We start from the raw sequence: 13,308 nt of genomic DNA on the forward strand, positions 1-13,308 counted from the left end.
GAACCTGCAAGCTTGATCCTCTAGAAGTGAGGAACTGCTAAGCCGGCAGACCTCAATTCGCAAGCACCCGCTGCGGCGGAAAGGTTATTTCGACCAGTGTCCCTTCGCGCGGCGCAGAACTGATTGCGAAACTGGCGCGATTGGCATCGACCATTGCCTTGGTCAGGGGAAGCCCCAGACCAGTGCCGTCGCCGCGCTTTCTCGTGCTACCCGCGACCTGTCTGAACGGCTTCATGGCAACCTCCAGTTCCTCCCGGGTCATGCCGATGCCGGTGTCACGGATACGCAGGACGACGCTTCCGTTCGCTTCATAGGCCGTCGAAACCACGATTTGCCCTCCGGAGGGCGTAAAGCGGATTGCGTTGGAGAGGATGTTGAGGACGATCTGCTTCACCGAGCGAAGGTCGGCAACGACCTGCGGCACGGAGTGGGAGAGGGCTGTCCGGATGATAACCCGCTGCCCGTTCGCCTGTGGCTGCAACAGCGAGACTGCCTCCGACACCGTTTCGTTGAGCTCGACTGGTATAAAGTCGAGTTCCATTTCTCCTGCCTCGATCTTCGATATGTCGAGGAGGTCGTTGACGATGTCCAGCACATGTCGGCCCGAGCGCACGATGTCGCTCGCATATTCCACATAGCGTGGGTGGCCGACCGGGCCGAAGTGCTCCGTCGCCATCAGGTCCGCAAAGCCGATAATGGCGTTCAGGGGCGTCCGGATTTCATGGCTTACATGGGCCAGAAACTCGCTTTTGTGGGCGTTCGCGGCCTCAGCCACGCGCTTTGCCGTTCGCAGTTCCTCTTCCGTCCTCTTCCACTGGGTCACGTCACGGATCACCGCGCAGAAGCCGTTGGAAGAGGTCAGCCTCCCGATGGTCATGAAAAGCGGGATGAACCCTCCGGAGGCCTCGCGTCCGATAACCTCCCGGCCGTCATTGAGGACGCTGGCGACGCCATGTCCGGAAAGACCTGCGAGATAGTCGACGATTGCCTTCTGGCTTTCATGGGCGAAGAGCATCACGAAGGGTTTGCCCTCCGTCTCGTCGTTATCGTAGTTGAAAAGTGCGCTGGCGGACCGGTTCATCGAGCGGATGGTTCCGTCGATGTCGATGACGACGACGCCATCTGTCGCAGTCTCGAGGATTGCCCTCAGTTCTTCCACCTCCACCTGAAGGCGCGCCGCCTGCTCGGGAATTGGCCTTGCGAGCGGAATGATTTCGGCCCGATGTTCCTTCTCCGCCACCGGCTCTGCAGCGATCGGGATCATGGCGAGCATGAGCGCAGTGGCATCCTCGAATCGGACGGACTGAAGACGCGCGGTCACCGGAACGATCAAGTCGTCGGCTCGAACAAGCACCAGCCCGCTGGCCTGATTGGCCGCGTTGTCGAGATCCTGCCGCTGCAGCAGCGCATCGAGCCCGCCAACGTGTGCCAGCGCCTCAAGCGACGGATAGCCCGTCAGGCGCAGGAATTCCGGATTGGCATGGATGAGCCGGTCACCGGCATGCACCAGGAGCGCAACCGGCATCTGGTCCAGGATCTCTCCCGACAATCCCATGCGTTCGCGGACAGCAGGCATGTAGGAAACTCTTTCGCCGTCTGCGGTATCGGACTGGTGGTGGTCGAGCTCGCTCTCTTCCACTGCCGGGCGCTGCTCCTCAGCAGGTGGCGCCTCTCGCGCATCGTTTGGCTCAGTCAAGTCTGCCGATGACAGGTCGTCGTCTCCCTCCGCCTCTGAAGAAGGCGGTGACACCGCCCGCTTATCTTCCAGCGTGTCGGGCAAGGCTTGAACCTCATCGGCATTTACGCCTGCTCCCTCCTGACTGCTGGGGTCCTCATCCCCCGGCGGGCGGCGGCCTATGAAGCCGTCAAGCTGACGGGCGATCTCGCGGAACGCTGCCTGCTCGACAGGTGACAGGCCCTCTCGCCGGATCCGGCGATCCGGTAGCTGCACGACCTTGTCGGTGCTGGCGGCGGGAGCCTCCACCACGCGAAGTGCAGGCTTTTCATTCCCCGGCAGTTGGAGATCGGTTTCTGCGCCGCGGTTGGACGGCTGTGTCGTCGACGGTTCGGGCAGTTCACTATCGAGTTCGGCATCGGAGGCCGGCTCGATCTCTGGAACGGCTTCCTCAGGTGTCGTCAAGTCTTCCCTTGTCGCGGCTTCGCCGGATGCAACGTCGTCCGAAACGGAGGAGGAGACCTCTTCGGTCTCTTGGAGTGGTGACGCTTCCGCGCGCGTTTCGTTCGCGTCAGAGGCGAGACTGATGCCGAGCGCATCGGGGTCCTCGGTTACATCGCCGACACGGATGATGCCGAACCCGCGGAACCCGTCGAAGACGCGGTCGCGGGTGTAGGTCGGCAACGCCGCGAGATCGATCGGAACCTTCAACGAAGTTCCCTCGACGGGCCACCAGATCGTCTTGCCGGACCAAGTATCGCGGCGGCGCAGAAGATCCTGCAGTTTGTTCTCCGGATCGAGTTTGAAGCGCGCTGAAACGTCTGCAAAGGTCGAACCGGCAATGTTCGCAGAGCGGGGACCGACGGTTCGCGCAAACTCGTCGGAAATCTCCTGGAAACGCCCCTCCGCATCGATCTTCCAGACGAAGCGGGTGGCGCGGGTATCGCGACGGAAAACGAAGCGAGTTTCCGAAGGAGGCTCTTCGCGCGGTGGGGTCGGCGGCTCGGCCGGCGCCTCATCGACCACGCCTTCACCTGAGAGCGTCACCGTTGTCGCCTGCGCCTCGCCGCTTTGAGGGGGGAGGGTCCTGCCGCCCTCGTCCGAGTCGTCGTCCTCTTCACCGCCTGCCGGATCAACATCGAGCGTCACCAGCTCCTCCGCGCCGGAGGTTTCCTCGATATGCGCGACCGCATCGATGGCGGCGTCGAAGCTATCTGCGTCTCGGGACCTGACTTCCATGGCCGCAGCCGGGTCATTGCCGATCGCTTCAGGTGCCAGATCCATGCCGGCAGCGGCCGTCTCCACGACGAGCAGCAGATAGAGCGCCGGATCGTCGGAGAGCTTGCCCATCGCCGCAGGAAGATAACCCTTGGAGGTCGGGACCGGGCGTTTGACCAGGCGGTTCGTCTCATTGTTCGCGATGGTCACGAGCATCTGCGCGGTATGCGGCGTCAGCCCGAGAGTTGGAAATGCTTTCGATGCCTCGGCCACCACTCCGTCGGCGCCGAGCACCGCCACGTGGATGTGGGGATCATCGAGCCCATCGATTAGCCCCGACGCTGTTGCAGCAGCCGCGCCGCCAGTTCCTCTGACAGGAGCGGTGAAAAGCACCCCTGCCTCGCCGGAAAGGTCGATCGGCATGCAGCGCGCCATGACGGGCACCGCTCGGAAGCCGGCAGCGACGCGGATGGTGAGGGTTTCGGGAATAGAGGAGCGTTCCACCCGCGACGCGACGCTTCTGACCTGCCGAAAGAGAAGATCGTTCTGATCTGGGCCCTGGTCGAGAAAGTCATAGACGGACCCATAGCCGAACAGTCCGGCGCCGCGACCGTTGCACCACAGTACGGTGGACATGTCGGCTGAGAACAACACGATCGCATCGCCGGCCGCATATCGGTTGCGAACACCTTCGTGAACCGCGATGTCGATGAACGGGTACTGTGTGGCAGGCATGGAAGGGCCCCGACGTCACGAGCGTAAATAGAGTTCTTGACATAGTGTTAATAGCCGGAACGCCGATTTGGGTCCACAATCACTGCGCCCTAACGCCCCAAAAGGTTAACGTGAAAATGGTGCGGCGCACAATTATGTTGCAATGCACAATGAGATCTATTATATACGGCTCATGAAGCTTCGGTCACCTTCCGAAGATACCAAGTACAAGGAATATGAGGATGGCATACCGCAACGATGATATCTTCTCCTTCAGCGCCTTCGACCCGGCCAAGCTGACGGACAGCTTCCGTGAATTTGCCGAGAAGGGCGCTGCCCAGTCTCGCGAAGCCTATGCAAAGGTGAAGGCTGCGACCGAAGAGGCGACGAAGACGGTCGAGACCACCATGCAGTCCGCTCAGGCCGGCTCAGTGGAAGTTGGCCTCAAGGCCATCGAGGCTCTTCGCACCAATGCCGATCTTTCGCTTTCCCACATGGAAGCGCTTCTTGGCGTGAAGTCCGTCGCTGAATTCGTGGAACTGCAGACGAGCTTCGTCCGCAAGCAGGCCGAACTGACCGTCGATCAGGCTCGCAGCATCCAGGATGCCACGCGCAAGCTCGCAGAAGCGGTCAGCCAGCCGGGCAAGGAAGCTGCCGAAAAGGCCATGTCGACCTTCAAGGCGGCCTGATTTTCAGCATCGAGAACAGGAAGGACTGGCGGCGAAGAGCCCCGGTCCTTCTTTTCGTATGGGGGCTTGCAAAAACGGCCCGATGCTCGTATTTGACCCGAAAAGCCGCCGCGGCGGCTTACATGTGCGGTTGTAGCTCAGTTGGTTAGAGCGCAGGTTTGTGGCACCTGAGGTCGCTGGTTCAACTCCAGCCAACCGTACCATTTCTCTTGATCCCGATGCGCTGCAGGTAAGCCGCGAGTGGCTGCGAACTAGTCACCGTTCTGTTTTTCTGCGGCACGTACGCGGGCAAGCCACGGCTTGAGCAGTCGGTCTGGGCCGGCTGACTTGCATCCACTCGGCCAAGAACCTACTCTTTATTGCGGCGCACGCTATTTGTGCTGCCGTACTCCTTGCACACTTCGCCTGCGGCGCGAGACAATTGTAGAAGGGTTCCTCCTATGTCTATTTCCATGAGCAATTTCGACACTGCAGTGAAGACCGGTATCTCCGCTGATCGTGTTTCAGCCCTTCTCACCGAAGCGCGCCAGGAGCGGAGCTATACGCTTGAGCAACTGGCCGTGACCACCGGCCTGACCGTGGACGAACTGAAGGCGGTGGAGGATGGCGGTGTAACGGATCCGGCGCTCGTGCAGCGCATCGCGTCTGCTCTCGGTCTGCCGCCTGCCGCTCTTCTATGAAGGCAGGCGTCGGGTTGACGTCAGAGCCAGCAAAAACAGCGAAATGAACCCTGTCCGTAAACGTAATCTTGACGGGAAGATGTCATCCCTGCGGCATCTCGAACGACGAGAGCCGGCGGGGCGACAGCGTGGAAAAACCCTTTCTGATTGAGGTGCGGAACCGCCTGGAGGACGTCTCGTCCGACTGGCCCGTCGGCGCCCCATCCCACCACCAGGCCCTGACACTGCTGCACGCCTTCCAATCACGCACCTTTCTTCAGGTGTGGCTGGAAAGCTTCGGGCGGTCCGGCGCGCAAAGCTTCCATTTCGTGGAGGTAAGGGACCGAGCCCGTCAACCCTTGCTTTTCATGCCGCTTCGCATCCTCAGGGCAGGCGGCGCAGGACTGCTGCAGTTCGTGGACCAGGATGCCGCAGACTATAACGCTCCGGTGCTGTTCCCATCGGAGATGACGTGGAGCCGCGAGACCGCGGAGCAACTCTGGCAGCAGGTGCTCGCAGAGCTTCCGCCCGTCGATGTCGTCGAGCTGACGAAAATGCCGGGGGAGGTAGAGGGCTTGCTGAACCCGCTTGTCTTCCTGGAGAGCGGAGCCAGTGAACTCTCCTGTCATGCAACAGACCTGAGGCGCCCCTGGGCCGAGATCGACGGGGAAATACCTCGGCGCACGACGCTGATGCGCAAGACCAGGGGCCTGGAACGCCTGGGCTCCCTCGGGTTCCATCTTGCTGAGACGGAAGACGAAGTGAGGCGGGTGACCGCGGCGATGCTTCGGCAGAAGCAGCGACGTTTCGAGGAGACCAAGGTCCCGGGATTCGACGTCGATCGCGACAAATTCGACTTCTTCGACCGCGGAACGGTTCGCTTCCATCGAGAGGGCACGCTCAGGCTCTTCTACCTCACCGTCGGCGAGACGGTCGTGGCTACCATCTGGGGCCTGGTCAGCGGCAAGCGGTATTACGCCATCATGCTCTCCTTCGAGGGCGACGAGTGGACGAAACATTCCCCCGGTAGCATTCTCTTCTACAAGGCCCTCGAATGGCTTCATCAGAACGGCTTCGAGTGGATGGACCTTGGGATAGGCAACGAACCCTGGAAGCTGGAAAGCTGCAGGACGACAATCCCCCTCGTGGAGCGGCGCGAGGCACTGACGCTCCGCGGGCGCCTCTACCTTGGACGGAAGAACTTAATGGAGAAAGTCCGAGGAACGATGGTCTACCAGCGGCTGCGGCCGCTGAAATGGGTCGTTCTGCGGAAACTGTCGGGGCGCTGACGACCTCGCGTCACAGGAAGATATGGCGCTCCTCGTGAACGATGTCGTTCAGATAGCGGACCAGCGTCTTGATCCGCATCAGGTCGCGACTGCTCTCATGATAGGTCGTCCAGTAGGCGCGACGGATCACCACGTCCGGGAGAATGCGGACGAGTTCTGGGTACTGGCGAGCGATGTAGTCGTGCAGGATACCTATGCCGGCTCCTGAGCGTACGGCCTCGGTCTGGCCGATGGCGCTGGAGACTTCCAGCGTCGCATCCCAGTCGCGCATCACCTCGCCGGTGAAGTTGAGCGAAGGCGAGAAGATCAGGTCCTCAACATAGCCGATGCGAGGATGATGCCGCAGGTCCTCGAGCCCGCCCGGCATCCCATGCGCTTTCACATGGGCGCGCGATGCATAGAGGCCCAAGGTATAATCGGTAAGCTTGGAGGATATGAGCCGGCCCTGTTCCGGCCGCTCGATCGTTATGGCCACGTCCGCTTCCCGCTGCGACAGCGAGAAGGAACGAGGGACGGGTACGAGTTGCACCTTCAACAGAGGGTGCTGCTGCATGAGCCTTCCCAGGCGCGCTGCGAGGAACGACACACCAAATCCGTCCGGCGCGCCAAGCCGGACCGTGCCGGACACGCTCGTATCGATCTGGCCGGTCGCAGCCTGCGCCGCCAGCATCTCAGCTTCCATCCGCTCGGCGGCGGCAAAGTAGACCTCTCCCTCCGCCGTGAGTTCGCATCCGTTCGTTCGCCGAACCAGAAGCCTTGTCCCCAGAGCGTGCTCAAGCGCCGTCATCCGACGGCCCAAGGTTGCGTGATTGATCCCCTGGCGTCGCGAAGCGGCGAGAAGCTGGCCACTTCGCGCGACGGCTAGGAAAAGCCTCACATCATCCCAGTCCACGGATCACCTATCGACAAAAATGCACAACAGATGCGTAAACTATCGCGTTGCGTTGTGCAAATTTGTTTGCCACTCTGCGGGCCATCGAGCTATCGGAGGAGTGTTTCTATGTACGAGATCGGCCATTTCATCGGCGGCAAGCGCGTTGCCGGCCAGAGCGGGCGCACCGCAAACATCTTCAATCCCGCGACCGGAGAGGTCCAAGGGACGGTTTCCCTGGCGAGTGACGCTGAGCTCAGTGCTGCCGTCGAAGCGGCGAAGGCTGCCCAGCCCGCCTGGGCGGCGACCAATCCCCAGCGCCGGGCGCGGGTTTTCATGAAGTTCGTGCAGCTACTGAACGAGAACATGGATGAACTCGCGGAACTGCTCTCCCGCGAGCACGGCAAGACCATAGAGGATTCCAAGGGCGACATCGTCCGGGGCCTGGAAGTCTGCGAGTTCGTCATCGGCATCCCGCATCTTTCCAAGAGCGAGTTCACAGAAGGCGCCGGCCCCGGCATCGACATGTACTCGATCCGCCAGCCGGTCGGCATCGGCGCCGGCATTACCCCGTTCAATTTCCCCGGCATGATCCCGATGTGGATGTTCGCGCCGGCCATCGCATGCGGCAACGCTTTCATTCTGAAGCCGTCGGAACGTGACCCATCCGTCCCGATGCGCCTCGCAGAGCTGATGATCGAGGCAGGCCTGCCGGAAGGCGTTCTGAACGTCGTCAACGGCGACAAGGCAGCCGTGGATGCTATCCTTGCCCATCCGGACATCGGCGCTGTCTCCTTCGTGGGCTCCACGCCGATCGCCCGCTATGTCTATGGCACCGCCACGGCCAACGGCAAGCGCGCCCAGTGCTTCGGCGGCGCGAAGAACCACATGATCATCATGCCGGATGCCGATCTTGATCAGGCCGCCAATGCGCTGATCGGCGCGGGCTACGGTTCCGCCGGCGAACGCTGCATGGCGATCTCCGTGGCTGTTCCGGTTGGGGAAGAGACTGCGAACCGCCTGATCGACAAGCTGACCCCGATGGTCGAGAGCCTTCGCATCGGTCCCTACACGGATGACAAGGCCGACATGGGGCCGCTCGTTACCAAGGAAGCGCACACGCGCGTTCGCGGGCTGATCGATCGGGGCGTAGAGGAGGGCGCGAAGCTTGTCGTCGACGGACGTGACTTCAAGCTGCAGGGCTATGAGAACGGCTATTTCGTCGGCGGCTGCCTCTTCGACCACGTGACGCCCGACATGGACATCTACAAGACCGAGATCTTCGGTCCCGTGCTTTCCGTGGTGCGTGCGAGAAATTATGAAGAAGCTCTAGAGCTGCCGATGAAGCACGAATACGGAAACGGTGTCGCCATCTACACCCGCGACGGGGATGCCGCCCGCGACTTTGCCAGCCGTATCAATATCGGCATGGTCGGGGTCAATGTCCCGATCCCGGTTCCGCTCGCCTACCACACCTTCGGCGGCTGGAAGGCCTCGTCCTTTGGCGACCTCAATCAGCACGGAACGGATTCGATCAGGTTCTGGACACGCACCAAGACAGTCACGTCGCGCTGGCCCTCGGGTATCAAGGACGGCGCCGAATTCTCCATCCCGACGATGAAGTAAGTCGTCACTGCAAAAGAAGGCTCCGCAAATGCAGAGCCTTCTTTTTTAGCATATGTTGACGTTCCGTCCGGACGCCCTACTTCGCCTGCGCTAGGGAGCGGGACGATGGTTTACGAATGGGATGAGAGGCGCGCGAGACGCGCCTATTGGAGCAGGGTTGCCGTGGTCGCGATAATTGTTCTGGCGCTCGTCGGAGCATTCGCCTGGACGGCGGCAGCCGTCCTTTGATCTACCGCAGTTCTGAACGTCAACGGGGGCGGTATGACCGCCCCCGCCTTAGCTGTGTCAGCCGTTCGGCCCTTCATTCACGCCGACCTTGTCCACGAGTTCCGATGCCTTCTTCCGGTTCGCGGCAATATCAGCCAGCGGTAGCGTGTCCGGCTTGATCTCGCCGAACGCCTTGACGATGTCTGAAGGCTCAGCGCCCGGCATGACCGGATACTCGAAGACCTGCTCGGCGTAGATCTCCTGTGCGTCGCCTGATGCGAGGAATTCCATCAGCTTGATGGCGTTGTCGCGGTTCGGAGCGTTCTTTGCGAGTGCCATCGCCGAGATGTTCACATGCGTGCCGCGGTCTGCGGTGTTCGGGAACAGGACCTTGATGGCAGCCGCCCAGTCCTTTTGCTCCGGTTCCTTCTCGTTGGTCTGCATCAGGCCGACGTAGTAGGTATTTCCAAGCGCAATGTCGCACTCGCCGGCAAAGATTGCCTTCGCCTGGTCGCGATCGCCGCCGTTCGGCTTGCGGGCAAGATTGTTCTTCAGTCCGGTCAGCCACTCCTCGGTATGCTCTTCGCCGTGGGCAGCGATCATCGAGGCAATCAGTCCGATGTTATAGGAATGCTGCGCATCGCGAATGCAGATCCTGCCCTTCCATTCCGGATCGGCAAGCTCCTCATAGGTGATCTCGTCCTGCTCGACGCGCTCCTTTGAGGCGTAGACGACACGGCCCCGGGTGGTAAGCCCGAACCATTCGCCGGCAGGATCCCGGAAGTGGGCCGGAATGTCCTTGTTGATCGTCTCATTGTCGGTGACCGGCTGGGTCACGCCGCCTTCCTTGGCTTCCATGACGCGGGAGATGTCGACGGTAAGGATGACGTCTGCGGGCGAATTCGCACCTTCCGCCTGGATGCGCTCGACAAGGCCCTTGTCCAGGAAGAGCACATTGGTCTCGACACCGGTTCTCTTGGTGAACTCGTCCAGCAGCGGTTTGATCAGGTCCGGCTGCCGGTAGGAGTAGACGTTCACTTCACCGTCTGCCAGGGCATGGTCGATCGGTAGAAGCGCCACGCTCGCCATGATCGCCGGGGCGACAAGAGACAACATTTTCACCATGAGTATCCTCCATCGGGGTATTAATCTTGATGGCAGAAGTCATGAATTTTTGTGAGGGTCAAGAGCCCCCGGGCGGGATCGCGGGAAAACTTGATCATAAATTTCTTATTTTGGAATTGTTCAAAACTAGCCGAGCCCTTATATGTAAGTTCTGACGAAGACTCGGGGAGCAATACGATGCGGTTGACGAAGCAGACGAACTACGCGGTGCGCATGTTGATGTACTGCGCGGCCAATGAAGGTCACCTGAGCCGCATCCCCGAGATTGCCAAGGCTTACGGCGTGTCGGAACTCTTCCTCTTCAAGATCCTCCAGCCGCTGACCAGGGCAGGATTGGTGGAAACCGTTCGCGGTCGCAATGGAGGCGTTCGGCTCGGACGCCCGGCCGACAAGATTACGCTTTTCGACGTCGTGAAGGTCACCGAAGATAATTTTGCGATGGCGGAGTGTTTCGAGGATTCCGTCGCGGAATGTCCCCTTGTGAACAGCTGTGGCCTCAATTCGGCGCTGCGCAAGGCGCTGAACGCGTTCTTCGATGTCCTGTCGGACTACACGATTGACGATCTGGTGAAGGCTCGCCCGCAGATCAATTTCCTGCTCGGTATCGACGAGGCTCGTGCACCTCGGCTTGCAGCTGTGCCCGCTGCCTGAGTTGTCCGATTGTCTTTGCCCGGCAATTCTTTGCCGGGTTGACCTCTCTCCGGCGTACAATACAAGGGGAAACGCTCAGGGGTGGAGATTGCGCCTCGAAAAGGCGTTTGAATGTCCCTTGCCGATCTTCGCACCTTCCTTCTCACTGCAGCCCTGGCATCGGCCGGGGCTATAGCCGCCTACCTCCTTGGGTTGCCTGCGCCGTTCCTGATTGGGCCAGCCTCCGCCGTCAGCATCGCTGGACTTGCCGGCCTGCGACTTTCCATCCCCACATCGGTGCGAAATGCCTGCTTCGTTGCCGTGGGCCTTTCGATGGGAGCGGGCCTGACGCCTGAGGTCTTTGTCGCAGCCCGGACGTGGCCCTTGAGCTTCCATGTCGTCCCGGTGGCCATCGTCATACTCCTCTATTCGGCGACCTGGATCCTGCAGCGGTTCTTCGGCTATGATCGAACCACGGCCTTGCTTGCGGCATCCCCCGGTCATCTCAGCTTCGTGCTCAGCCTAGCGGCGGACACCCGTAGCGACCTTCTGGCTGTAGGCGTCATCCAGAGTGTCCGGGTCCTCGCCCTGACGTTGACGGTTCCGCTGATCGTTGAGGTTCTCGACCTAGTCGGAACCACTCCGCCTCCCGCCGCGACAATGGCCATCTGGCCATTGGCCATCTCGTTTTCAGCGGCTCTCGGTCTGGGCTGGGTGCTGATGCGGTTGCGCGTGCCAGCCGCACTTCTCATGGGAGGAATGATCGCGTCGGGTAGCGCTCATCTCAGCGGGATGGTGGAAGGCAACCTGCCGGCCTGGGTGTTGATCCCGACCTATGTGCTACTCGGAGGGATGATCGGATCCCGTTTCTCCGGGGTCTCCGTCCGGGCGTTACGCACGGCGTTTGTCGCGGGAGGTGTCGTGACCGTCGTCGTGGTGGTGCTGGCTGCCATGATCGCGGCTCTGGTGTCGCATATCGCGGATGTCCCGGTCGATGCCGCGCTTATTGCCTTCGCTCCCGGCGGACTGGAAACGATGGCTGCGATGGCGGTCATGCTGAATGCCCAGCCGACCTATGTGGGTGCGCATCACATCCTGCGCCTACTGCTCCTGTCCGGGCTGATGCCGTATGTTCTGCGCCGCGATCTGAGCAGGAATTGATGCGAAGCTGTGCAGATTGGCTTCCTGCGGCTTGAGCTTGACGGGGAAGGTCGGATAGCTGATCGGCGGATCTATTGAGGAATGATTAGCACAATGACCCGCCAAACAGCTTCAGCAATCATCGTCATGGGCGTCAGCGGAGCCGGTAAGTCCTCGGTGGGCGAACGGTTGGCTGAGGCGCTGAACTGCGACTTTGCGGAAGGAGACAGGCTCCATCCTCCCTCCAATGTCGAGAAGATGGCGAAGGGTATTCCCCTTACCGATGAGGACCGGTGGCCATGGCTCGACCTCGTGGGACAGGACCTTGCCCGTGCCGTTGCCGAAGGCAGGAGCCTCGTCCTCTCCTGCTCCGCCCTCAAGCGTGTCTATCGTGACCGGCTTCGCGCAGCTGCGGGAGGAAACCTGAAGTTCATCTTCCTGAAGGGGACACCGGAGCTTCTGGAAATCCGGATGGGGGAACGGACGGGCCACTTCATGCCGCTTTCGCTGCTCCACAGTCAGCTGGCGACGCTGGAGACGCCGGAGGGCGAGGAGGGCGTCGTGACTGTGACTATCGATGGGACGCTCGACGAAATAGTCGAAGCCGCCGAGAAAGGTCTGAGCAAGATTGGACCTAGGTCTGATTCGCGCTGAAGTGACTTCTTACATCCTAATACAATGATAAAACCCGCTGGGTTGATGATCTAGATCACTTTCGCTCCCGTAGAGGCAGGTATCCTGGGTCTCCATCGGGTGCCTGCAGATGCCGGCATCCGAATTCAGTGTGCGTATGGGAGAAGTGCTGCGAATGTCGGATACGATGGATTGCGTAACGCAAGGTCTGCTAAGGCGGATACCGAAGCAGGAGCGCAGCCGCGAAAGGATAGATGAAATCCTCAAGGTCTCCATGGACCTGATCGGCAGCAAGGGTATCGATGCGGTCACGATGAAGGAGATCGCCTCTCTCGCGGGCGGCCCGATCGCGTCGATCTACCAGTACTTCCCGAACAAGAGCGCGATCGTCGCGACGCTTTACATGCGGTACGTGGACGGCGTCGGGACGTTCATCCGCGATGGCGTTTCCAGGGTGGCGACCGTCGACGATGTCTTCCCGGCGATCGACTGCATCATCGATCGCTATTACGAGAACATCCGCCGCACGCCTGCGCTGCAGGACCTTTTGAATGCCACCCAGGCTGACAAGGAGCTGGCGCTTCTGGATCTCCAGGAATCCCGCAACCATGCCAGGCTGTTTTCGGATGCCACGTCACGCTTCGTAGCCGCGGACCGTCGAGACGAATTCGAGCGCATGGTGTTCCTGATGTTCCACATGGCCGAAGCCGCTGTTCGCCTTGCGTTGCTGGCCGACGAGCACGAGGCCGGGCTCATCATCGAAGACTTCAAGTCCGCATGCGCGGTTCAGATGCAACGCTTTCTCCCTGGGTCGGAAGCAGACGCCTAGTGA

Annotated in this window: 12 protein-coding genes and 1 tRNA gene; 10 read left to right on the plus strand and 3 right to left on the minus strand. The window is 60.8% G+C overall.

The features are described 5' to 3' along the window. Nucleotides 1-52: 52 nt before the first annotated feature. Nucleotides 53-3,628, minus strand: coding sequence for a PAS domain-containing sensor histidine kinase (locus tag FN060_RS12645; protein WP_142588311.1), 3,576 nt, complete (start codon nt 3,626-3,628; stop codon nt 53-55). A gap of 221 nt (nt 3,629-3,849) precedes the next feature. On the opposite strand from FN060_RS12645, the gene FN060_RS12650 reads away from it, so the two are divergent. From FN060_RS12650 to FN060_RS12665, 4 genes are all read left to right on the plus strand, one after another. Continuing rightward, nucleotides 3,850-4,296, plus strand: coding sequence for a phasin (locus FN060_RS12650; protein ID WP_077549116.1), 447 nt, complete (start codon nt 3,850-3,852; stop codon nt 4,294-4,296). A gap of 126 nt (nt 4,297-4,422) precedes the next feature. Further along, a tRNA-His gene (locus FN060_RS12655) sits at nt 4,423-4,499 on the plus strand. Nucleotides 4,500-4,736: 237 nt separating this feature from the next. Next, the gene (locus FN060_RS12660; protein ID WP_142588312.1) at nt 4,737-4,976 is read left to right on the plus strand and encodes a helix-turn-helix domain-containing protein; all 240 of its coding nucleotides are present in this window, start codon (nt 4,737-4,739) and stop codon (nt 4,974-4,976) included. A 128-nt stretch (nt 4,977-5,104) separates the two neighbouring features. Beyond that, nucleotides 5,105-6,244 (plus strand): GNAT family N-acetyltransferase, encoded by a 1,140-nt coding sequence (locus FN060_RS12665; protein WP_142588313.1) that lies wholly within the window; start codon nt 5,105-5,107, stop codon nt 6,242-6,244. Nucleotides 6,245-6,254: 10 nt separating this feature from the next. On the opposite strand, the gene FN060_RS12670 is transcribed toward FN060_RS12665, so the two are convergent. Further along, entirely contained in the window at nt 6,255-7,136 is an 882-nt protein-coding gene (locus FN060_RS12670) for a LysR family transcriptional regulator (RefSeq protein WP_142588314.1), read from the minus strand. A 108-nt stretch (nt 7,137-7,244) separates the two neighbouring features. Between FN060_RS12670 and FN060_RS12675 the strand changes: the two genes are divergently transcribed. Both FN060_RS12675 and FN060_RS23385 read left to right on the plus strand, forming a co-directional pair. Beyond that, complete coding sequence (locus tag FN060_RS12675; RefSeq protein ID WP_142588315.1) at nt 7,245-8,741, plus strand: CoA-acylating methylmalonate-semialdehyde dehydrogenase; 1,497 nt, start codon at nt 7,245-7,247, stop codon at nt 8,739-8,741. Nucleotides 8,742-8,846: 105 nt separating this feature from the next. Beyond that, nucleotides 8,847-8,969: a hypothetical protein gene (locus FN060_RS23385; RefSeq protein ID WP_268877031.1), complete on the plus strand. Its 123-nt coding sequence runs from the start codon at nt 8,847-8,849 to the stop codon at nt 8,967-8,969. 57 nt (nt 8,970-9,026) lie between these two features. Here FN060_RS23385 and FN060_RS12680 read toward each other — a convergent pair whose 3' ends face one another. Next, a complete protein-coding gene (locus tag FN060_RS12680) occupies nt 9,027-10,037 on the minus strand; it encodes a Fe(3+) ABC transporter substrate-binding protein (protein WP_244665802.1) in 1,011 nt (336 codons plus the stop codon). Between the two features lie 213 nt (nt 10,038-10,250). On the opposite strand from FN060_RS12680, the gene rirA reads away from it, so the two are divergent. The 4 genes from rirA to FN060_RS12700 all read left to right on the plus strand — a co-directional run bounded on the left by rirA (nt 10,251) and on the right by FN060_RS12700 (nt 13,305). After that, nucleotides 10,251-10,724, plus strand: a complete 474-nt coding sequence (rirA, locus tag FN060_RS12685; RefSeq protein WP_142588316.1) for an iron-responsive transcriptional regulator RirA — start codon at nt 10,251-10,253, stop codon at nt 10,722-10,724. Between the two features lie 111 nt (nt 10,725-10,835). After that, nucleotides 10,836-11,864 carry an AbrB family transcriptional regulator gene (locus tag FN060_RS12690; RefSeq protein WP_142588317.1) on the plus strand — a complete coding sequence of 343 codons (1,029 nt, stop codon included), beginning with the start codon at nt 10,836-10,838 and terminating at the stop codon, nt 11,862-11,864. A 93-nt stretch (nt 11,865-11,957) separates the two neighbouring features. After that, nucleotides 11,958-12,497: a gluconokinase gene (locus FN060_RS12695; RefSeq protein WP_142588318.1), complete on the plus strand. Its 540-nt coding sequence runs from the start codon at nt 11,958-11,960 to the stop codon at nt 12,495-12,497. A 154-nt stretch (nt 12,498-12,651) separates the two neighbouring features. After that, nucleotides 12,652-13,305, plus strand: a complete 654-nt coding sequence (locus FN060_RS12700) for a TetR/AcrR family transcriptional regulator (protein WP_244665768.1) — start codon at nt 12,652-12,654, stop codon at nt 13,303-13,305. The last annotated feature ends 3 nt before the right edge of the window (nt 13,306-13,308 follow it).

Origin of the sequence: Pseudorhizobium halotolerans (assembly GCF_902153235.2) — a bacterium.
GTDB classification, from domain to species: domain Bacteria; phylum Pseudomonadota; class Alphaproteobacteria; order Rhizobiales; family Rhizobiaceae; genus Neorhizobium; species Neorhizobium flavum.

Excerpts from the sequence above, each read along its gene's own strand:
- FN060_RS12645 (WP_142588311.1), bottom strand. The coding sequence starts at position 3,628 with ATGCCTGCCACACAGTACCCGTTCATCGACATCGCGGTTCACGAAGGT.
- FN060_RS12650 (WP_077549116.1), top strand. The coding sequence starts at position 3,850 with ATGGCATACCGCAACGATGATATCTTCTCCTTCAGCGCCTTCGACCCG.
- FN060_RS12660 (WP_142588312.1), top strand. The coding sequence starts at position 4,737 with ATGTCTATTTCCATGAGCAATTTCGACACTGCAGTGAAGACCGGTATC.
- FN060_RS12675 (WP_142588315.1), top strand. The coding sequence starts at position 7,245 with ATGTACGAGATCGGCCATTTCATCGGCGGCAAGCGCGTTGCCGGCCAG.
- FN060_RS23385 (WP_268877031.1), top strand. The coding sequence starts at position 8,847 with ATGGTTTACGAATGGGATGAGAGGCGCGCGAGACGCGCCTATTGGAGC.
- FN060_RS12680 (WP_244665802.1), bottom strand. The coding sequence starts at position 10,037 with ATGGCGAGCGTGGCGCTTCTACCGATCGACCATGCCCTGGCAGACGGT.
- rirA (WP_142588316.1), top strand. The coding sequence starts at position 10,251 with ATGCGGTTGACGAAGCAGACGAACTACGCGGTGCGCATGTTGATGTAC.
- FN060_RS12690 (WP_142588317.1), top strand. The coding sequence starts at position 10,836 with ATGTCCCTTGCCGATCTTCGCACCTTCCTTCTCACTGCAGCCCTGGCA.
- FN060_RS12695 (WP_142588318.1), top strand. The coding sequence starts at position 11,958 with ATGACCCGCCAAACAGCTTCAGCAATCATCGTCATGGGCGTCAGCGGA.
- FN060_RS12700 (WP_244665768.1), top strand. The coding sequence starts at position 12,652 with ATGTCGGATACGATGGATTGCGTAACGCAAGGTCTGCTAAGGCGGATA.